Below are 19,828 nucleotides of genomic sequence, written 5' to 3'. Positions count from 1 at the left end.
CTGTCTTTTCTTTATACTCATCACTAAACCGCTGCCTGCTCTCACCCATACTAGACACCTCTTCCTCTTTGTTGTTTATTATCTGCATTCTCTTATGAGGTGTCCACTTTTTATTCTAGCTGCATTTATAGACCTATTACTCAAAAAACAGCCTTTTTCCGCCGATCGGGTGCTGCATAATACGGTTTGCTCCTACAGAGAAGAATTTGCATTATTAAATTGATTAGCTTCATGGGCAAGGTGCCTCAAGCACCTTGCCTTTTCATTTTAAGGAATAGGTAATCTGTGGTTGCCATCACCGTTACAAGAATGAGAAAACCGCTCTATGAAGGCGTTTAAGCCGGAAATGGACTTAATATAGAAAAAACTTGCAGTTTATGTACATGGTTTGTACAATGCTACTTGAGTAGTGAAATCCACCTACACGTAATATGACTGATAAAGGAGATTCACAACATGACCGGACAAAGTGAATTGCGATACAGAACAACACAAGTGCTCGAACAAGGGTCTGTCTTGACGGCCGTTGAGCAGTCGCTCGCTATGATTGAATTTGATGAACAAGGAAAGGTTTTATGGGTTAATGAAAATTTTGCACAGGCAATGGGTTATCGGTCGGCGGAGATGATAGGCATGCTGCACAAGCAGTTTTGTTCGCAGGATTTTGTGGACAGCGCGGAATACATGCAGCTTTGGAATGGGTTGCGAAAGGGGAAGTCCTTCCAGGACAAAATAAGAAGAATAACGAAGCAAGGAAACCCTATTTGGCTGGAGGCCACGTACATGCCCATCTTGGATGAAGAGGGACAGGTGATGGCGGTTTTAAAAATAGCTACCGATATTAATACAAGGGAACAGACAACTTCAAAGATTACTGGCGAATTATTGGAAATGTCTGATGAGCTGCTTCATCGTGCGAAGGAAGGCATATCCCAAAGCCAAGAGGTAGAAACGGCTATTGAGAAGGTTGCGGTAGGCGCCAGCGAGAACATAGCGGTACTCGAAGCGCTTGAGCGTCAGACGGATTTAATCCGCGGCATTGTACGCACCATTCGTGATGTGGCTTCCCAGACGAATCTCTTGGCGCTGAACGCGGCAATTGAAGCTGCGCATGCGGGAGAGCATGGACGGGGATTCAATGTGGTAGCGACCGAGGTGCGCAAGCTGGCGGGACAAGTTCAGGAAGCGACCAAGGAAGTGAATGGTTATGTAGAGGGAATTGTGAACCAAGTTCAAGAAATCGTTAAAGGCACAAAAAATTCGCAAGCTGTCGTATCGGAAAGCCAGCAGCGCATCAAACATGCAGTCGATGAATTCACGGGCATTGGTGAAGCGGCTCGTCAACTGGACACGCAGGCGAGAGAGCTAAGAGAAACCATGCAATAACGGGAGGAGCAGCGGCTTTTCCGGCTATTTTGGAGAGGCTGAGTCTGGGTCTCTCTTTTTTGTGTCTGGATCTTGGTGCATGCTTCTAGTTTCTATGCCCACCAAGCAACCAAGCAGTAAGAGAAACGCCGGTACCGGAGAGAATAAGATGATTAACAAAGCATTAGTTGAAGTGTTGGTAAAAAACTCGGTTTGCAATAAAATAGCTAGAACAATAATCATATTGACAGCATAATGAACCGTGCTATAAAACAGAGAGATCCAGCGCCCGTCCGAGAAATAATAAGCAAGAATGGCAGGGATAATTAAAAAGAAGGATAAACCGAAAACGGGGATCGCGTCCGGAACGGAAGAGCCTGTGAGTAGAGTGAAGAAAATAAGAGTATAAAGAACAGATGGCGCAGCAATTACTTGCATTTTGAAGAAATACTTCATAGAACACCTGCTTATCATAAAATTCCTCATGATTAAGGGATAACCAACTTCTGGTTTGGTAAATAGAAAGCATTACCTTTTAACCATAACATGAATTATCGTAATTCCAATAATAATTCCTGACAAAAAATAGTTGATCTTTGTTTATGGATATGGAAATATAGGAAGGGAATTCCTGTCGGTTCATCGTATTGATTGTACAGGGGGGCTGTATTAGAAAGAGGAGGAATTTGGAGTTGGACACGGACACACCGCAAGAACGGGTAAAGGCTATGCCTGGTTCTCCATCAAGTATTTCCGGCTTTGGGGGCTGGCTGGTTCTCGTGCAGATAGGCTTGTATATGACATTCTTTCTGCAAATTGTACAATTGCTTCAGTATTCCTTGCCTGCTCTAGGCACAGGAACATGGGATGTTCTGACTTCCAAAGATTCGGAGTTATATGATCCCCTATGGGGAACGGTCATTGTATTTGAAGTGGTCTACAATGTCTTTCTCCTGGTTTTTACCGCTTTTATTATGATTCAGTTTTATCGGCAGAAAGCGTCGCTGCCCCTATTCATGATTATTTTCTACGGGCTAAGCCTACTAATCGGTGTTGTCGATTACGTGCTGCTCGCTCAAATTCCGCTAGCCCAAGAAATGGAAGATGGGAGCTCTATAAGAGACCTTGTTCGTTCGCTCTTCACTTGTCTCATCTGGATTCCTTATTTCATCAGATCTGTACGGGTGAAAAATACGTTCATCAAATAAAACAGATCGACTTTTCACCGCAGCATGCGGTGGAAGTCGATCTGTTTTTTACCAAAGGGAGCTAGCTGCTGTGAAGCATATAATAAGCCATTGCTTGCTGAAGCCACTCCTCCTCCTCAGCAGTGAAAGGGGAGGGAGGCATCTGTTCCATTTTAGCCAATATCTCTTCTTCAGCTTCGAGTACGCCGCTAAAGTCCGCAATGTTTTCTTCTCCAACAAATGCCAAATTCAGCTTCATATGCTCATCAATTAGCCTTTGAACTTCGGGATGCTCGACAGGCGTTCCTGTTAACCGTTTGACTTCTTTGGAGAACTGTATAAATCGTTTGTCCAGGCTCTCCATCTCTTGCTCATCCCGATCATAAAGCTTCGTAATGGCCTCCTCCGATACAAACTGCTCCAGCCAATGCCGCTGCTCGTTCTCCGTTTGTATGCTGTGAATGAGGCTGAGAAGGATATCGCTGTCTACTTCTTTTTCCTCTGCTATCGTCGTCATGACTCTATTTATGGTTTTTAATGAGCTTTTAATATAGGCCTGTTTCTCTTCGAAGGCTTGTTTTTGCAATTGCAGCGTATCATTTAACGCAGAGTTAAATTTCGTTTCTTTCAACAGCTTTATAATTTCATCCAGGCTGTAGCCAAGAAACTTAAAGCTCACAATTTTCTGAATCGTAAGGATATCGTGTTGATCATAGATGCGATGGCCGGAGTGAGGAGCCTTCTGTGGTGTCAGCAATCCGATGTCATCATAATAATGCAGAGTCCGGATGGAAATCCCCGTCTTTTTTGAAAATTCACCGATTAAATATCCTTTATCCTGGTTCAATTTTACCCACCGCCTTCAAAAGTTCGCATTCGCTTCCATTTGATCATATCTCCTAACGTGACTGGAGGTGCAAGCATTTTGTTATTCTTTGATCATATAAAAGTATGGATTATAAATCTCTCATTTCCCGAAATGTTTTGTTTTGTAACGCAACCATTGCGCTTCACATAGCGTCTAATTTCCTGAAATGCTTTTATTTACATAGGGCGATGATAGCTGTTAATACTTGATAACGCATGAAGATAGGGGAATTGAAGCAAATGAAATTAGGGAAATGGACAATCGTATTGCTGCTTACAGCGATGTGCTTAATGGTTGCTGCACCTGTCAGCCAAGCGGCTCAGGCCACAGCCATACAAATCATCATGAACGGAAAAACGATTGAGAGCGAGGTATCGCCTTATATTATTCCGAAGGTCAACGTGACGATGGTACCTCTGCGCATTATTAGTGAGGAGCTCGGAGCAAGCGTCGATTGGAATTCTCCTAGGCAGCTAGTCACGATTAAAGGCAGCGACGGCAAAACGATTTCTATGAACAGCGGCAGTACCTCTGCCGAAGTGAATGGCGCAAGCATCCGGCTGGACGCTTCGGTTGAGGTTAAGGCTGGCCGGGCGATGGTTCCGCTTCGGTTCGTCAGTGAGCAGCTTGGTTTGACGGTGGATTGGAATCAAATCGACAAGAAGATTACACTTACGAGCAAGGTGGTTACTGATCCGTCAGACGGAGGAACGCTGCCACCTGAACCTTCGCTGCCCCCGCAGCCTGATCCTGATCCGATACCGGAAGAGGGTACGAAGCTGCGCGGGGCTTGGGTTTCTACCGTTTATAACCTAGACTGGCCATCCCAATCTTCCTATCAAAATGCGGTCAAGCAAATGGGCGAATACATAAGCCTGCTGGATGAGCTTCAGGCTATGGGCATGAACGCCGTATTCGTACAGGTAAGGCCTGCAAGCGATGCGCTGTACCCGTCCAAATTAGTGCCATGGTCAAAATATTTATCAGGCGTTCAAGGATTGGCGCCTACGTATGACCCGCTTGCTTTTATGATTGAGGAGACGCATAAACGCAAGATGGAGTTTCATGCTTGGTTTAATCCATTTCGGGCAAGCGTAGATACCAAAATCGACCAGTTAGCCACCAATCATGTGGCGAAGCAGCAGCCGGATTGGATCGTTAATGCCGGGGGCAAGCTGTACATTAACCCAGGTATTCCACAGGCGCGCCAGCATATTATCGACACGATTATGGAAGTCGTGAACGGCTACGACATTGACGGCGTGCATTTGGATGATTACTTCTACCCATCTAATGTGGATTTTGCCGACGATGAAGCCTTTAAGAGTTACAATGCTGGCAGCATAAAAACGAAAGCCGATTGGCGGCGCAGCAACATCAATACCTTTGTCCGCCAGCTCGGAGAGACGATTCATAAAGTAAAGCCGCAAGCGGAATACGGGATCAGCCCATTTGGGGTTTGGCGGAACAAGTCGGTCGACCCCACGGGTTCAGATACGAAAGCGGGCGTAACGGCTTATGACAATATGTATGCGGATGTACGGACATGGATTCAAAACGGTTGGATTGATTACGTGACACCGCAAATTTATTGGAGCCTGTCCTTCACGGCAGCCCGCTATGACAAGTTGGTTGATTGGTGGGCACAAGAGGTGAAGGGGACCGGAGTTGATCTTTATATCGGCCATTCCCCCTACAAGCTGGGAACAAAGGAAGCAGGCTGGGATAGCTCCAAGGAGCTTATTAACCAGCTCGAATATAATAAAAAATATCAAGAAGTGAAAGGCGATGTTTTCTTTAGTGCCAAGGATTTGCGAAAAAATACATTAGGCATCAAGGATGCACTGCGGACTTATTATTCGAAATAGCAAGCAAAAAAACGTTCTTGTTACCCAAGCATTTCTGGGTATGCAAGAGCGTTTTTTTGCGATTTAGAATGGGGAAGCGGACTCTTAACTAAACCATATAAACCAGCAATATCGCTTATAGAGCTTGCAGTTCAAACGTTCGGGCAATGTAACGGGCAACGCCATCGCCGTCATTGCTCTCTATAACCAGACTGGCATGCTGGAGCAATTGGGTATGGGCATTGGCCACGGCGACCTTGGTACCGGCTGTTTCAAACATGCCCATGTCATTCAAATTATCTCCAAATACTGTCACATCTGCAGGCTTGCAGCCGGTGAGCTCTGCCCATTGCTTAAGCCCTTCCTTCTTGTTGGCAAGCTGATGGCTAAACTCCAGAAAATAGTGGTCCTCAATATAATTATCTTTCATCAGATGGACATGGACATGATTCCCGAATTGCTCCGCCACCTCATCACGCAAGGGCTCTAGCTCTTCAAGCCTCCCAATATACGTAATAATCAGTGTTCGGAGTTGTTCCGGGCATTTCAAGCAAGCGACCTCGCGAAAGCGAGGATCGTTTGGGCGGCTTTCAAAAAATTGCAAATCTCCATGCCGGGTGAGCGCTTCATGCAAAACCCGTTCCTTATCCATCTCATCCAGAGCGAATAAAAAAGGGATTAGATTGCGACTTTTTCCAATACTTATAATTTGGTTTGCCGAGTCCATATCCAGCCAGCTGCCGCCGATAACCTTATTCGTCAAGGGATCATAGATAACCGCACCATTATACAAGACAATAGGATGTTTCCAAGGAATGACCGAAACGATTTTATTGGAGCTGGTATAGCTTCTGGCTGTCGCATAACTGATGACGATGCCTTTCTCTAACGCATTCGTAATCACCTGTACTGAATTCTCGGATAAGGTTGCATCTGAGCGAAGCAGCGTTCCGTCCAAATCGGTCAGAAAATGGTTTTGCATGCATGATTCGCCTCCGAGATTGAGATAGAGTTTTAATTGTGATAATAGAGTTTTAATTATGAAAATACAGATTAAGTTGTTTTGTAGACCTCTCGAATGGCATCTTCGATATTGGGCTCTTTAACGCTTAAATCTTGAATCGGCAGCTTCTGCGACAGTTCGGAAATAAGCTGGGCGGCAGAAATGCGATCTTTTTCGAACTTATACCAAATTTTTAGCCCGTCTTGTTTAATGATTTCTGCCAATGGATGGGTTAAATCGCTGAATGGATGCTGCAGCTCTACAACAAGCAGCCGATGCGGCGCAAGCTTATGGATAAGGGATACCATCGGGCCATCCTCGACGACCTTTCCATGATTCACCACAACTAGCCGGCTGCAGAGCTGCTCTACATCATCCAGATCATGCGTTGTCAAAATAACTGTGACTCCTCGTTTTTGATTAATTTCCTTAATGAACAGGCGAATGGCATGCTTCGCATCGGCATCAAGACCAATTGTCGGCTCGTCGAGGAAAAGAATCGATGGCGAGTGCAGCATGGCCGCGGCAATATCCCCCCGCATGCGCTGTCCAAGCGATAGCTGACGCACGGGTGTATGGATAAATTCTTGAAGCTTAAGGACATCTGTCAGAATGGACAAGTTGTCCTCGTAGGTTTCTTTGTCGATTTGATAAATCCTGCGCAGCAGCTCAAAGGATTCGCCTAGCCGCAAATCCCAATAGAGCTGGGTCCGCTGTCCGAAGACGACGCCGAGTTTGCGAACAACCGATTTGCGGTCGGCTTGGGGAGAAATGCCGCATACCTTGATCGAGCCGGAGGTCGGATGCAAAATGCCAGTAAGCATTTTAATCGTTGTGCTTTTTCCAGCGCCATTTGGGCCGATATAACCGACAATTTCACCTTGCGCAATCGAGAAGGTGATGCCGTCTACGCCGCGGACCGTTTTTTTCTCGGGGAACAGCAGCCCTTTGAGCGCGCCCCGCAATCCGCTTTCTTTTTTGGTGATGATATATTCCTTTACTAGGTCATTGACCTCAATTACAGCTTCCATCGTTGCCAGCACCTCGCTTATTTATGAGCCTGCACTCTCGTAGCTTTTCATACCAAACCGGAAAATCCATTGTGACAAGAAGAAGCAGGCGAAGCCGATAACGGGAGTCGCAAGCGCGAAGCTAAGCGGCAGTTGGAACGCCTCGCTGCTTTTGTTTAAAAACTCGGCTGCGGGATAGAAGCTAATGAACCCGATCGGCAGGATGAATGTGAATAATACTTGTATGGCGTAAGGATAAATGCTAATAGGATACATGGTTCCTCTCTCTAGCATGGAAAGCGTGAACCCGACCATGGAAGCATTCCGCTTGGTCCAGAACGCAATCGTACCCAAGCTGATAAATAGCGCGGCGCGTATCATCACGCCCCCAAGCAAGACGAGCAGGAGCTTAATAATGTTAAGTAACGTCCACTCGAAGCCGACCAGCTGGCAGCCATAAATGAAAATGATGATGCCTGGAATGCAGTCAATCAAGCCAATAAAGTTGATATAGCTGGCTACTAGTTGGAAGAAAACGTTCATGGGGCGAAGCAGCAGACGGTCAAAGGCTCCCTCGATGACCATCCGGTCGATATGCCAGGTATTAATGAAAAAGACGACAAAGATACCATGGCTGATTAGACCCAGTCCGTATAGAAAGGTAAGCTCTGGAAAGTCCCATCCGTTCAACGGTTGGAAGCGGTCCACAATGATTTTGAGCATCCAGATACCGGAGAAGTATTGGATCGGAATCATGAGAAGCCAGCTGAACAAAAATAACGGATATTCCAGCTGGCGTTGGATCGCTAAGCGAGCAAAGCAGGCTGCGACAGAAAAGTAGTGCCGTATGGACGATCCCATCTTTGTATGATCAGCCTCCTTGGATTAGTGTTTTGGATTTGGTCCGTTTCCAGCATGCAGCTAGCAGAATAAATAATAAGGCTACCCAAATGAATTGAACTCCCATAGCCGCAAGAGCATCCTGTATGCCTATGTTTCCTATGTAAATGCCAAGCGGTGTCTGATAGGTGTACTGGAAAGGAAGGAATTTCGATACGGTCTGTACGCTTTCTGGAAAGAACCAGAGCGGCACGATACTTCCGGACAATACGCGAACGATACTGTCTTTCACCATCCCCATGTTGCCAAGTTCCATGACCCAAAAGGCGATGAGTCCGATAAGAGCGCTAAGCAGCCAGAGGATAGCATAGCTTAAGAGGCAGCTTGGGATAAATAATAGAAAACCAGCTAACGATGCAGGCCAAGGAACTCCAAAGAAGAGAGCAGCGAAGACAAATAAGGGAATAACCTTGTTAATCATAGCGCTGAGCATGCCGCCCAGATCATCAGCTAAGTAACAGGCGAGCAGAGGAATAGGCCGATAAAAATCAGTGACGATTTGCCCTTCTCTAATTTTGTAATAGATCGTATCCTGCACTCCGCAAACAAAAACAGATGCCAGCATAATAGAGAGAACGGTATAGGTAGTTAAATCTTGAAGACTAAGCGCATTAATTTGCTGCGTTCCCCCGCCATAAGCAGCCTTCCATAAGAAAACCGATGCCAGCATTAGAATGAGATTGGTCCCGACGGAAGCAAACACTTCAAAACGGTAAGCGAGGCTGGTTAACAGTCTCATTTTAGTCATATACCAATAAGCCTGAAGCATAGACGACCCCCTGAATCTATTTCATTTGTAAATATTTATCAGTATAAGAGAGCGTAATGAAAGTTACAATAAGAAAATATTTTCCATATGGAGAATTAATGTGTAATTTGTATCGTATCAGCTGCGATTGAAGTAGGCCCAGATCAGCTTGGGATGGAATTGGTTGAAGTTTACGTCAAAATTATGGATGACTATCAAAATGAGATGCTGCTGCAAATGCAAGCCCAGACGATAAGAGAGGATGTAATCATCCTTGGGTGCATCTCTGAGGATATTGAACGCGTCTTTACCTATGGTTTTGCTTACAAGTACGTTAATGGGGAACAGATGGGATTGTTACAAGGGAAAAAAGCAGTCATTATCCATACGCAAGGCAAATCCAATGAGGAATACGCGGCTAGCGGCCTTGATCAGGCGCTGCGTCTGACCTAAGCAATGCTTAATTTTTGCATAAGAGCACCATGCAGGCATAACGAAAAAAGGTTGAACCCCTTCATGATAAGTGGGTCCAACCTTTTGGCATATAATACGATTAAGAACGCTTAAAGATCAGGAAGCCATCCTCAACCGGAATTGTTTGTCCATTGATGGCTGAAGCCTCTTCAGAGAACAGAAAAGCAACGACATCGGCAATTTGCTCAGGTTGAATCAATTTTTTGCTCAAATGCTGCTCGGCAAGGAAGGTTTTGAAATCGTCACCGTCCTTAATGATTGGTGTATCAATGAAGCCGGGAGCTACTGCGGTTACGCGGATACCGTCATCAGCAAGCTCTAGCGCGGCTGACTTTGTCATCATAATGACAGCTGCTTTGGCCGCTTGGTAAGCGAAGCTTCCTTTGGCTGCCATATAGCCGAAGATAGAGGCCGTGTTGATGATGGTTCCTTTCACACCCAGCTCTTTCATCTTCTTGGAGCCATAATAAATGCCAAGGTACACGCCGAACTGATCAACCGAAATCACATGGTTAAAATAATCAGGGGTATGCTCCTCGAAGGAACGAATATCGCCTACGCCTGCATTGTTGAATAGTCCATCAAGCGTGCCATGGGTGTCAACCGCTTGATCAATCATATGTTGAACATCCGATTCACTGGATACATCGGCGCGAACATAAGAGGCTTGTCCGCCTGCTTGCTTGATAAGCTCAGCTGTTTCTTTGGCAGTTGCTTCATTATAGTCCGAAGAGACGACGATCGCGCCTTCGGCAGCCAGCTTCAGGGAGGTTGCGCGTCCAATGCCGCTGCCTGCCCCTGTAACGATAATCACTTTATTTTGTAATTTCATTTGTATTCACTCCATTCGTATGGTCAACTATATAGCTTATGATGCAAATGATTACTGTCCGATCATGCCGCCGTCCACCGTGTAGAGGGAGGCCGTAACGAAGGAAGCCTCATCGGAGAGCAGGAAATTCATGACGGCTGCGACCTCTTGCGGCTCCCCGTAGCGCCCCATAGGTGTAGCAGCTTCATTAGCAGCTTTGAAATCTTCAGGGCTGCCGAAGTTTTCTTCAATTTGGCGCATCATGCGCGTGTTGATGGTGCCCGGCAAAACGGCATTTACTCGAATGCCAAATGGCGCCAGCTCGTTGGCAGTCACGCGAGTAAGCCCGATTACGGCATGTTTGGACATAATATAAGGGGACATGCCCGGTGCTCCCATTAGGCCGGCTAGTGAAGAGGTATTTAAAATCGCACCGGATTTTTGTTTTTTCATCACAGGAATAACATAATGAAGCCCGAGGAAGACACCGCGCACGTTTACGTTATAGACGAGATCCAGCGCCTTGACGCTTTGCTCCTCGACCAGACCCGATGGGCCTTCGATGCCGGCATTATTGGCGAAATAATCGATGGTGCCAAATTTCTCAACCGCTTGGTTGACGTAGTTCTGGACATCTTCTTCCTTCGACACGTCTGCTGCAACGAGAAGGGTGTTATCCTCATTTAGAGCAAGCTCTTCCTTCACTTTTTGCAAGGCTTCCAAGTTTAAATCAACAAGCACCAAATTAAGCTTTCGCTCGGCCAGACGACGGGCCAGCTCCTTGCCAATACCTCCGGCGGCTCCTGTAATGACGGCTGTTTTGACTTGTGATTGACTCATTGTATATTCGCTTCCTTTTCGCGTGGAATGTGGAAAATAAAAAAAGGTGATGCTCTATTTCTAGGATACTGCTCATTTCATTGACATGACAATAATCAGCGGAGCTTTGAATGTCATGTATCCAACAGAATACCGAAGTATGTTATAAATCGATTCAAAATTGAACATATTCGTTTCATTTGTCGCAATTATGTAGAAGACGTACTTGTATTCGTTATGTAGAATGCTCTCCGGAACGAAAAATATGTGAGCAGCTTAAGCAAGATTTCTATCGGGGGGCAGCTGCGTTATAATATAAGCGACCCTAACAAACGGAGGAATAGGCTGATGACGATGGAAGCTCAGACAGACAGACGTATAAGGCGAACCCGTCAGGCCATTAAGGCAGCATTCGTAGCATTGATTTTGGAGATGGGCTATGAAGCTGTTACCATCATCGATATTACAAGTCGTGCTGATTACAATCGCGGCACCTTTTATAATCATTTTGCAGGGAAAGAAGAGCTGTTCCGTGAAATACATGATGATTTTTTGCGCGGAATTGCCGAAGCGCTCTTGGACCCTTACGAGGGGATGGAGAGGGTGGATGCGACAAAAATATACCCATCAACATTACTGTTGTGCGAGCATATCGAGAAGCAGAAAGATGAATTTGTGGCTCTTCTGTCAGTTGACAAAGGACTAGGCCTTGCGTTATGTGATGTGTTGCGGCAGTCGATGAGAACGGATATGCATATCGAGATGGAGAAAAACGATCCTCCAGTCGATTATGAGATTATGTTAAGCTATCGCATGTCAGCTACAGTAGGTGTCATCATGTATTGGGCGGATACGAATTTTAAATATTCAGCGGCTTATATGGCTGAGCAGTTAATGCTGCAAGTAAATAACCGTATTGACTACATTGCTTTTACAAGGAATAGCTAATGGATCAGCAGTTTCTCTGAACATGTAACAAAATCATGATATTGTCACTTGGAACTTCGTTTGATATAGTAAGAGCATCATGTTGAGAGGAGGGAGAGCATTGGGCGATCAGATGAAGCCTTTCATTCTTGATGGCTCTGCTACCCTATATGGCCAATGATCTTCCATTAAGCAAAGAAAATATTTTGGATGCTGCCGAACAGGTGCTTAGGCGTTACGGTCCAGATAAAACCTCCGTGGTGGATGTAGCTAAAGCTCTGCAAGTCAGTCACGGGACGCTGTATCGTCATTTTGCGAGCAAGGCTTCCTTGCGGGAAGCGGTAACTGAACGGTGGTTGCATCGCAGTATAGCCGAGCCACTGACCGCTATCGTGAACCAAACGGAAGGCAGCTCCGCTGATCGGTTGTATGTATGGCTGACGACGCTCATGCATAGCAAACGCGGCTATGCCGTTGATGATTCGGAAATGTTTGCGATGTATGCAGCGGTTACTTTAGACGCGGTAGATATGATTGCTGTCCATGTTGAGCTTTTGGTACAGCAGATTAGCCAGATCGTTGATCAAGGCATGAAGACGAAGGAATTCAATGCCGGAGATCCAGCTGAGACTGCAAGAGCAATATTTATTGCCACTTCACGTTTCCATCATCCTGCACATGCGAGCGAGTGGAGCTCGGAGAAGGTGGAGCACGAATTCAACCTGGTATGGCAGTTGATATTAATTGGACTCGCGTAATCAATTGAAATAAAGGAATTAAAGCTCTGCTGATGCAGCCCATTAGCAGGGCTTTTTTGCGTTGCTGTTGCAAATTTAAGGTTAAAAGGCTTCAAGTCCGTAAAGAAGTCGGTAAAGCAACAGCCGGGAGTCGGATGAGGGGCAGTCTGAGGCGGACACAGCCTTTAATATGAAGAATAAGTCCACTCCGTTGGAGTTGTTAGAAGCGGATGGTAGATGGAGGAATCCACAGGAGGCCAGAAAATGACACAGATCCCGTATTTAAAGAAAGAAAATGGCGTTCACACCTTAATGGTGGACGAGAAGCCTTTTATAGCGTTGGGCGGAGAAATTCATAATTCCAGCTCATCGAATTTGGAATACATGGAACAACAAGTTTGGCCTCACTTGAGAGGACTGCATTTAAATACGGTGATTATTCCTGTTTTTTGGGAGCTGATCGAGCCTGTGCAGGGCGAATTTGATTTTACGCTAGTAGAGGGTATCATCAAGCAAGCAAGATCAGAAGGGGTGCGCTTGGTGCTTCTCTGGTTCGGCTTGTGGAAGAATGGAAGATCCACGTACGTTCCAGGCTGGATGAAACGGGATTACCGTACGTATTTTAGAGCTTGTTATGCAGGGCAGCTGCCTTCAGATACCATATCGCCCCTTTGTGAAGCGGCGGTAACCGCAGATTCGATCGCCTTTCAAAACTTGATGGGATTTTTGAGAGAAATGGACGGCGAGCAGCACACGGTTATTATGATACAGATTGAAAATGAGATCGGGTTTCTGAATAGCGACAGGGACTACTCCGACTTGGCGAATGAACAGTTTGTGAAGACGGTACCCGCTAAAATCGCTGAAAGCACTGGGAAAAGCGGGACTTGGGCTGATTTGTTCGGTCCAGATGCCGGTGAGTATTTTATGGCGTATTCCTATGCCTCGGCGTTAGAGCGGATTGCCAGCGCCGGCGCAAAGGTCTACCCTTTGCCTATGTTCGTAAATGCTTGGCTAGAGCAGCATCCATGGCGCGCAGGCACCTATCCAAGCGGTGGACCGATCGCCAAGGTGATGAAGATTTGGAAGGCTGCGGCCCCGACCTTATGTTTGTATGCGCCAGATATTTATTTGCCGAATTTTGCGGAGGTATGCGCAGAGTATGCAGCAGACGGAAACCCGCTGTTTATTCCTGAAGCGAGAAGGGATGTCGTATCAGCAACCAATGTTTTTTATGCCATCGGCCAGCATGACGCGCTTTGCTTTGCGCCGTTTGGCATAGAAGCTTTCCTCGCTCCTGTGGACCCAAGCCAAGATACAATTTTTGATCCCAATGTATTGTCAGCTCTTAATATCGACATGTCGGCATTCCATTTGAACGGAACTGGCCCCTACTTGGCTGAGAGTTATAAGCTTCTGGGCAGCATGCTGGGGATTATTCAGAAACATCGCGGTACAGGACGGATGAAAGGTTTTCTGCAATACCAGAATACCGGTTGCGTGCTCAGCTTCAGCAAGTATGATCTTAAGCTCAGTTACAATTCGTTAGTCCAAGGGAAGCCGGTTTCGGGAGGGCTGGTCATCGAGCTATCGGAGGACGAGTTTATAGTAGCTGGCATCGGGTTTGCGGTTGAGGTTTTGCCAAAATGCGGCGGGCAGGCAAAAGTTGGCTATATTCGTATTGAAGAGGGCATTTTTGAAAATGATCAATGGATCAGAGGCCGCGTGCTGAATGGCGATGAGTCAGCTTATCGAATTGGAGTGAAGAGACGAGCCTCAGCTTTATTTATTGAAGCTTATCAATATGAGTAAGAAAGGAGGAATAACCTGATGAAAACCTTTGATGCACAAACGAAGCTTGGTTATATATGGGCGAATGAAGAAGCGCGGAAGGTGCTGCTGAAGCATGTTCCCGAGCTGGAAAAATCACCGTACTTGTCCTTCATGAAAATGCGGACACTTCCGCAGCTCGCAGTTGCCAATGAAGCTTGGACGTGGCCGCCAGAGCTGCTAACGACTCTACTTAGCGAGCTTGCGCCGATTCAAGAAACGGCTGAGCAGGATGAGGAGCCGATTCCATCATCTGATTATGAACCGGAGTCCGTAGGCATGGGTTCAGCATATGCGAAAGCGCCAGAGTGGGCGGAGAAGTGGGGCATCTTTGAGATCGTGCTTCAGGGACCGGATTATGGCAATCCGTATGTGGACGTTAGAGTTGACTGCTCATTCACACACGGTGAGCATAAAGTCCAAGTCAGCGGGTTTTATGATGGGAATGGTTTATACCGTATCCGGCTCATGCCTGAACACGAGGGAGAATGGCATTACAAGACGAGCAGCAATGCTCGATCATTAGAAGGAATTACAGGAAAGTTTACTTGTGTAAAGCCTGGCCTGCATAACCATGGACCTGTGCGCGTGCACAATACTTTTCATTTTGCTTATGAGGACGGAACCGCTTATATACCTGTTGGGACGACCTGTTATGCGTGGACGCATCAGAGTAAGGAGCTGGAAGACCAAACGTTGGAGACGCTCAGCAAGTCGCCGTTTAACAAGCTGCGCATGTGTGTGTTTCCAAAATCGTATCAGTTTAACGAAAATGAACCAACGGATTACCCCTTTGAAGGCTCAGTGGAGCATGGGTGGGATGACACAAGGTTTAACCCGAATTACTTCCGGCATTTGGAGAACCGCATTGCCCAGCTTGGTGAGCTTGGCATTGAAGCCGATCTTATTTTATTTCATGCGTATGATCGCTGGGGCTTCTCGGAAATGAAGAAATCGGCGGATAACCGTTACCTGAGGTATCTGGTTGCCCGATTGTCAGCGTATCGGCATGTTTGGTGGTCGCTTGCCAATGAATATGATCTTATGTGGGCGAAGGAAGAGGCCGATTGGGAGCGCTTTGCAGCGATTGTGACGGAAGATGATCCTTATCGTCATCTCCTCTCCATTCACAATTGCTTTGCTTTCTATGATTATAAACGGGATTGGATTACCCATTGCAGCGTACAGCGCATCGATGTGTACCGAACAGCGGAAAATACGACGGAATGGAGAAGCGAATGGAATAAACCAATTGTGATTGATGAGTGTGCTTATGAAGGAAATATCGATATGGGCTGGGGCAATATTTCGGGACCAGAAATGGTCCGCCGCTTCTGGGAAGGGGCGATTCGCGGAGGTTACGTCGGACATGGAGAAACCTATCTTGACCCCGAAGATATTCTCTGGTGGTCCAAAGGCGGCAAACTACGCGGAGACAGTCCAGAGCGTATCGCATTTTTACGAAAAGTACTGGAGTCAGGGCCTGTTGGCGGCTTGGAACCGCTCAAGTCCGAGTGGGACGCGCCCTCGGCAGGCATGAAAGACCAATACTATTTATTTTATTATGGCATAAACCAGCCGAAGTATCGAAATTTCAGCATGAAGCCTGGCATTGCCTATCAGGTAGAAGTTATCGACACATGGAATATGAGTATTCAGAAGCAGCCAGGCCTTTATGAGGGGACATTCCGAATCGAGCTTCCCGGCCGCTCTTATATGGCTATTCGAATGATCAAAGCACAGTAATCAATAGTCTCCAAAGGCGCTGCTCAAGAAGACGGGAGGATCGAATACCCCTGTCTGCTTTGTTGTATAATAGGGGAACGAAGGAGGCGTGCCTATGAAAGGTTTTCTCAAGAATTGGTCGTGGCGCTCCATTCGTTCCAGATTGGCTATAAGCGTCTTAGCCGTAACTTTACCGTTGATTGCGCTGCTGCTGTATAACAGCTTTTATTCAATTAATGTGGTTCGTAATCAGGTGGCAAGCTCCAATAAAAACATGTTGATTTTATATATGGACCAAATCGATAAAAACCTAGAGGACGTCGATCAATATTTGAACAATTTAGTTGCTATTGATACGGATTTACTGGTTATGGGACTGCCTGCACCAGATCAGGAGTATGAGATGGCAAAGCTCAGTCTATTCAGCAAGCTGCAAGAGAAAATTCCACTGTTTAAAACGATAGATGCTTTTTTTGTCTATTCGTTAAGCAGACAGGATTATGTAAGCGCTTTTCGCCAAGTGGGAACGTTCGCCGAAAGAGCGGCGGTACAAGCCTATTTGGCTGGGATCTTGCGAGGCGGGCCAGACGGGGAAGCTATTGGAAGCAAGCGCTGGTACGTTAAAGAAATCAATGGCACCTATTATTTATTTCATATTTTTAAATCGGGTGACAGTTATATTGGAAGCTGGATCAATACGAATCGGCTGGTCGGCGCACTGGGTTTAATTGATTTGGGTGAAAAAGGGCGCTCACTCTTAACGACCGATCAAGGGATTCCATTGACGGAGAAGGCCTATATCAAGGAAAACGGCATCGATCTCAATCGTTCCCTTGATAATTATTATTTAACCGGCAGCAGCAGCCGTTACATGGTCGTGGGCTCGGAATCAAGCAAAGGAAACATTAACTTGATTGCGATGATACCGGATGAGAAAATTTTGGAGAAGCTGCCGTATTTGCGGAAAATCATTTTATTTGTGTCCATTTGCTCTCTGATTATTTTGCCAGTGGGAACGTTGCTGCTTCGAAAAATGATTCTTATCCCGCTGAATCGTATCCTTATGGTCATGAAACGGATTAAAGAAGGCAACTTGGATGTGAGGATCAATCAATCGGCAGGCGTGGATGAATTTCAAATCGTCAATGAGACCTTCAATACCATGATGGCTCAAATCCAGCAGCTTCATGTCAACGTCTACCAAGAACAGCTTAGCAAGCAGAAAGCCGAGCTGCAGCATTTGCAGCTGCAGATTAATCCGCATTTTTTCATGAATTCGTTAAACATTATCTACAGCCTGGCTCAAACTCAGAATTACACGCTCATTCAGGAGCTGTCGCTATGTCTGGTTACTTATTTCCGTTATATGTTCCGTACGAATCTGAGCTTCGTGCAGCTAAAGCAAGAGCTCGATCATACTCGAAATTATATACGAATTCAGGAGCTGCGCTATCCCGATAGTTTAATTGGACGTATTGAAGTACCTGACTTCCTGCTTAGCGCAAGTGTACCGCCACTGTTCATCCAGTCCTTTGTGGAAAATACCGTTAAACATGCGATGACGATGGATGGCTTTATTGAAATCATTATTCTTGTCGATTTGTGGGACGAGGATGGCAAGCCGTATGTGCGAGCGGTTATTGAGGATAGCGGCAGAGGGTTTCCAGAAGAGGTCGTGAACAAGCTGAACGAAGGCGGGAAAATGACCAACGAGCAGGGGGAGCATATCGGCATTTGGAATGTACAGCAGCGGCTGTCGCTGCTTTACAACGGACAAGCCGATATTTCATTCTCAAATCGAACGGAAGGCGGGGCAAGAGTCGTTATTTTGCTGCCGCTGCATGAGAACAACAGCTAGATGGGAGGCGGATTAACATGTATTCATTGCTTATAGTGGATGATGAGGTTCATGCAGTGAAAGGCATTGAAGCGGCAATTGATTGGGAGAAGCTGCAGATTACGTCGCTTCATACGGCATACAATATCCGTCAAGCCAAGGAAGTATTCGATAACCATACCGTTGATATGATGCTGTGCGATATTGAGATGCCCCAAGGGAGCGGCCTCGAGCTGCTGGCATGGGTAAAAGAACATTCACCGCAGACGGAGTCGGTGTTTCTGACCTGTCATGCGGATTTTGCATATGCGAAGCAGGCCATGCAATTAGGGAGTCTTGATTATATTTTGAAGCCCATTCCCTACACGGATTTGGAGCAGGTGATTGTCAAGGCGATTCATAAGATTAGCGCCAATAGCGAGCTAACGGAATTTAGCCGTTATGGTCAATACTGGTTTCAACAGCAGCCCATTCTCATGGAGCAGTTCTGGCTAGATCTACTCAACCAGACCATTCCTTCCAATGAAAATGCGATTCGAAGAGCAGCTGCTGACCGGAATCTTCCTTTTCTCGAAGGGATGCGCTATTTGCCAATACTGATTAGCATTCAGCGGTGGCATAAGACGTTGTCCGTACGTGACGAGAAAATTATGGAGTTTGCTCTTCGCAATGCAGCCAATGAATCGATACTTGAGCATGGACAGCAAGGCCAACTCATTCAACGGGGGAAAGGAAAACTTATTGCGTTAATCACCATCGAGGCAGGAGCTGAGTGGGATCTTGTTGCGGTCAAGTCCGTATGTGACTCGTACATCGCCGCGTGCAACACTTATTTTTATTGTGATTTGTCTTGTTACATTGGGAAGCAGGTACAAGCGAATGAATTAACAGCTTTGGTTGATCAGCTATCTGCTTTGGAGAGCGACAATGTGGCAACAAATAATAAAGCGTTCCTGCTTGATGGCCGCCACCCATCCGCTTATACCTATAATTTGCCCAATATGAGCGTATGGGCACTGCTGCTTGAAGATGGCAAGACGGATAAACTCATTGCTGAGATTACAAATTATTTGGATAATCAGGTGCGTGTCGGTTGTCTAGATGCGAAGCAGCTTCATCAATTCCATCAGGATATGCTGCAAATGGTTTATTCTATTTTTCAAGCCAAGGGAATTCGGGCTCATCAGCTATTGCATGATGCAGTTTCCATGGAGCTGTCTCGCCAGGCTACGCGTTCACTCGTAGATATGGTGGTATGGATGAAGCATATTCTCCGGAAATCGTCGGAGTATGCGAAAGCGGTAGAGGAAACGCAAACTGTTGTGGAGCGAGTCATTGCCTATATCGACTTGCACAAGGACAGGGAGCTGACTAGGGAAGAGATTGCTAGCTATGTGTTTCTAAACCCGGACTATTTGACCCGTATTTTCAAGAAAGAGACGGGGCTTGGCATTTCTGAATATATATTGAGGAAGCGGCTCGATATCGCGAAAAGTTTGCTGCTGATGACGGAGATGTCAGTCAGCGCTGTAGCAGGGCATGTTGGTTATTCTAACTTTTCGCATTTTTCGAGAATTTTCAAGAAGCATACGGGTAAAAACCCCTTGGACTACCGTCACACCGGCACGGCTGAGCATGCTCCCGAATAAAGTCGGAATGTGCATACTGAAAAGTCGGTTACGGAGCAGAGCCGAGAATCTTGTTCTTATAAAATCAAGATAGATTCAGCAGCCGATACAA

19 protein-coding genes are annotated in these 19,828 nt (G+C 46.2%); 11 read left to right on the top strand and 8 right to left on the bottom strand.

Annotated elements, in window-relative coordinates:
* On the top strand, positions 1 to 223 hold a 223-nt coding region (locus E0496_RS36250), incomplete at its 5' end, for a hypothetical protein (RefSeq protein WP_206669836.1).
* 233 nt (positions 224 to 456) lie between these two features.
* Positions 457 to 1,386: a methyl-accepting chemotaxis protein gene (locus E0496_RS22230; protein ID WP_141503978.1), complete on the top strand. Its 930-nt coding sequence runs from the start codon at positions 457 to 459 to the stop codon at positions 1,384 to 1,386.
* A 24-nt stretch (positions 1,387 to 1,410) separates the two neighbouring features.
* Here the strand turns inward: E0496_RS22230 and E0496_RS22225 are convergent, their stop codons facing one another.
* Entirely contained in the window at positions 1,411 to 1,821 is a 411-nt protein-coding gene (locus E0496_RS22225) for a hypothetical protein (RefSeq protein WP_141503977.1), read from the bottom strand.
* A 236-nt stretch (positions 1,822 to 2,057) separates the two neighbouring features.
* On the opposite strand from E0496_RS22225, the gene E0496_RS22220 reads away from it, so the two are divergent.
* Positions 2,058 to 2,573: a DUF2569 domain-containing protein gene (locus E0496_RS22220; RefSeq protein ID WP_141503976.1), complete on the top strand. Its 516-nt coding sequence runs from the start codon at positions 2,058 to 2,060 to the stop codon at positions 2,571 to 2,573.
* A gap of 61 nt (positions 2,574 to 2,634) precedes the next feature.
* On the opposite strand, the gene E0496_RS22215 is transcribed toward E0496_RS22220, so the two are convergent.
* Positions 2,635 to 3,399: a MerR family transcriptional regulator gene (locus tag E0496_RS22215; protein ID WP_141503975.1), complete on the bottom strand. Its 765-nt coding sequence runs from the start codon at positions 3,397 to 3,399 to the stop codon at positions 2,635 to 2,637.
* A 260-nt stretch (positions 3,400 to 3,659) separates the two neighbouring features.
* Here E0496_RS22215 and E0496_RS22210 point away from each other — a divergent pair, with 260 nt between their 5' ends.
* On the top strand, positions 3,660 to 5,288 hold the full coding sequence (locus tag E0496_RS22210) for a family 10 glycosylhydrolase (protein WP_141503974.1): 1,629 nt from the start codon (positions 3,660 to 3,662) through the stop codon (positions 5,286 to 5,288).
* Between the two features lie 115 nt (positions 5,289 to 5,403).
* On the opposite strand, the gene E0496_RS22205 is transcribed toward E0496_RS22210, so the two are convergent.
* The 4 genes from E0496_RS22205 to E0496_RS22190 all read right to left on the bottom strand — a co-directional run bounded on the left by E0496_RS22205 (position 5,404) and on the right by E0496_RS22190 (position 8,949).
* Positions 5,404 to 6,249, bottom strand: coding sequence for a Cof-type HAD-IIB family hydrolase (locus E0496_RS22205; RefSeq protein ID WP_141503973.1), 846 nt, complete (start codon positions 6,247 to 6,249; stop codon positions 5,404 to 5,406).
* 71 nt (positions 6,250 to 6,320) lie between these two features.
* Positions 6,321 to 7,301 (bottom strand): ABC transporter ATP-binding protein, encoded by a 981-nt coding sequence (locus E0496_RS22200; protein ID WP_141503972.1) that lies wholly within the window; start codon positions 7,299 to 7,301, stop codon positions 6,321 to 6,323.
* A gap of 21 nt (positions 7,302 to 7,322) precedes the next feature.
* The gene (locus E0496_RS22195; RefSeq protein WP_141503971.1) at positions 7,323 to 8,141 is read right to left on the bottom strand and encodes an ABC transporter permease; all 819 of its coding nucleotides are present in this window, start codon (positions 8,139 to 8,141) and stop codon (positions 7,323 to 7,325) included.
* Positions 8,142 to 8,151: 10 nt separating this feature from the next.
* Positions 8,152 to 8,949, bottom strand: a complete 798-nt coding sequence (locus E0496_RS22190; RefSeq protein WP_141503970.1) for an ABC transporter permease — start codon at positions 8,947 to 8,949, stop codon at positions 8,152 to 8,154.
* A 183-nt stretch (positions 8,950 to 9,132) separates the two neighbouring features.
* Between E0496_RS22190 and E0496_RS22185 the strand changes: the two genes are divergently transcribed.
* A complete protein-coding gene (locus E0496_RS22185) occupies positions 9,133 to 9,381 on the top strand; it encodes an NAD(P)H-dependent oxidoreductase (RefSeq protein ID WP_241674930.1) in 249 nt (82 codons plus the stop codon).
* A gap of 100 nt (positions 9,382 to 9,481) precedes the next feature.
* Here E0496_RS22185 and E0496_RS22180 read toward each other — a convergent pair whose 3' ends face one another.
* Positions 9,482 to 10,234: an SDR family NAD(P)-dependent oxidoreductase gene (locus E0496_RS22180; RefSeq protein WP_141503968.1), complete on the bottom strand. Its 753-nt coding sequence runs from the start codon at positions 10,232 to 10,234 to the stop codon at positions 9,482 to 9,484.
* A 51-nt stretch (positions 10,235 to 10,285) separates the two neighbouring features.
* Complete coding sequence (locus tag E0496_RS22175) at positions 10,286 to 11,053, bottom strand: SDR family NAD(P)-dependent oxidoreductase (RefSeq protein ID WP_141503967.1); 768 nt, start codon at positions 11,051 to 11,053, stop codon at positions 10,286 to 10,288.
* Between the two features lie 327 nt (positions 11,054 to 11,380).
* Between E0496_RS22175 and E0496_RS22170 the strand changes: the two genes are divergently transcribed.
* The 6 genes from E0496_RS22170 (at position 11,381) to E0496_RS22145 (ending at position 19,737) form a co-directional block, all read left to right on the top strand.
* Complete coding sequence (locus E0496_RS22170) at positions 11,381 to 11,980, top strand: TetR/AcrR family transcriptional regulator (protein WP_141503966.1); 600 nt, start codon at positions 11,381 to 11,383, stop codon at positions 11,978 to 11,980.
* A 131-nt stretch (positions 11,981 to 12,111) separates the two neighbouring features.
* Positions 12,112 to 12,717 carry a TetR/AcrR family transcriptional regulator gene (locus E0496_RS22165; RefSeq protein ID WP_206669837.1) on the top strand — a complete coding sequence of 202 codons (606 nt, stop codon included), beginning with the start codon at positions 12,112 to 12,114 and terminating at the stop codon, positions 12,715 to 12,717.
* A gap of 243 nt (positions 12,718 to 12,960) precedes the next feature.
* The gene (locus E0496_RS22160) at positions 12,961 to 14,508 is read left to right on the top strand and encodes a GH35 family beta-galactosidase (RefSeq protein ID WP_161601521.1); all 1,548 of its coding nucleotides are present in this window, start codon (positions 12,961 to 12,963) and stop codon (positions 14,506 to 14,508) included.
* Positions 14,509 to 14,526: 18 nt separating this feature from the next.
* On the top strand, positions 14,527 to 16,272 hold the full coding sequence (locus E0496_RS22155) for a DUF5605 domain-containing protein (protein WP_141503964.1): 1,746 nt from the start codon (positions 14,527 to 14,529) through the stop codon (positions 16,270 to 16,272).
* A gap of 94 nt (positions 16,273 to 16,366) precedes the next feature.
* Positions 16,367 to 18,109: a sensor histidine kinase gene (locus E0496_RS22150; RefSeq protein ID WP_141503963.1), complete on the top strand. Its 1,743-nt coding sequence runs from the start codon at positions 16,367 to 16,369 to the stop codon at positions 18,107 to 18,109.
* 17 nt (positions 18,110 to 18,126) lie between these two features.
* Positions 18,127 to 19,737: a response regulator gene (locus E0496_RS22145; RefSeq protein ID WP_141503962.1), complete on the top strand. Its 1,611-nt coding sequence runs from the start codon at positions 18,127 to 18,129 to the stop codon at positions 19,735 to 19,737.
* The last annotated feature ends 91 nt before the right edge of the window (positions 19,738 to 19,828 follow it).

Origin of the sequence: Paenibacillus luteus (assembly GCF_006542765.1) — a bacterium.
GTDB classification, from domain to species: domain Bacteria; phylum Bacillota; class Bacilli; order Paenibacillales; family Paenibacillaceae; genus Pristimantibacillus; species Pristimantibacillus luteus.
This window is presented reverse-complemented; position numbering and strand designations above follow the sequence as displayed.

Coding starts and splice junctions, on each gene's coding strand:
- E0496_RS22230 (WP_141503978.1), top strand. CDS start 457: ATGACCGGACAAAGTGAATTGCGATACAGAACAACACAAGTGCTCGAA.
- E0496_RS22225 (WP_141503977.1), bottom strand. CDS start 1,821: ATGAAGTATTTCTTCAAAATGCAAGTAATTGCTGCGCCATCTGTTCTT.
- E0496_RS22210 (WP_141503974.1), top strand. CDS start 3,660: ATGAAATTAGGGAAATGGACAATCGTATTGCTGCTTACAGCGATGTGC.
- E0496_RS22205 (WP_141503973.1), bottom strand. CDS start 6,249: ATGCAAAACCATTTTCTGACCGATTTGGACGGAACGCTGCTTCGCTCA.
- E0496_RS22200 (WP_141503972.1), bottom strand. CDS start 7,301: ATGGAAGCTGTAATTGAGGTCAATGACCTAGTAAAGGAATATATCATC.
- E0496_RS22195 (WP_141503971.1), bottom strand. CDS start 8,141: ATGGGATCGTCCATACGGCACTACTTTTCTGTCGCAGCCTGCTTTGCT.
- E0496_RS22190 (WP_141503970.1), bottom strand. CDS start 8,949: ATGCTTCAGGCTTATTGGTATATGACTAAAATGAGACTGTTAACCAGC.
- E0496_RS22185 (WP_241674930.1), top strand. CDS start 9,133: ATGGATGACTATCAAAATGAGATGCTGCTGCAAATGCAAGCCCAGACG.
- E0496_RS22180 (WP_141503968.1), bottom strand. CDS start 10,234: ATGAAATTACAAAATAAAGTGATTATCGTTACAGGGGCAGGCAGCGGC.
- E0496_RS22175 (WP_141503967.1), bottom strand. CDS start 11,053: ATGAGTCAATCACAAGTCAAAACAGCCGTCATTACAGGAGCCGCCGGA.
- E0496_RS22170 (WP_141503966.1), top strand. CDS start 11,381: ATGACGATGGAAGCTCAGACAGACAGACGTATAAGGCGAACCCGTCAG.
- E0496_RS22165 (WP_206669837.1), top strand. CDS start 12,112: ATGGCTCTGCTACCCTATATGGCCAATGATCTTCCATTAAGCAAAGAA.
- E0496_RS22160 (WP_161601521.1), top strand. CDS start 12,961: ATGACACAGATCCCGTATTTAAAGAAAGAAAATGGCGTTCACACCTTA.
- E0496_RS22155 (WP_141503964.1), top strand. CDS start 14,527: ATGAAAACCTTTGATGCACAAACGAAGCTTGGTTATATATGGGCGAAT.
- E0496_RS22150 (WP_141503963.1), top strand. CDS start 16,367: ATGAAAGGTTTTCTCAAGAATTGGTCGTGGCGCTCCATTCGTTCCAGA.
- E0496_RS22145 (WP_141503962.1), top strand. CDS start 18,127: ATGTATTCATTGCTTATAGTGGATGATGAGGTTCATGCAGTGAAAGGC.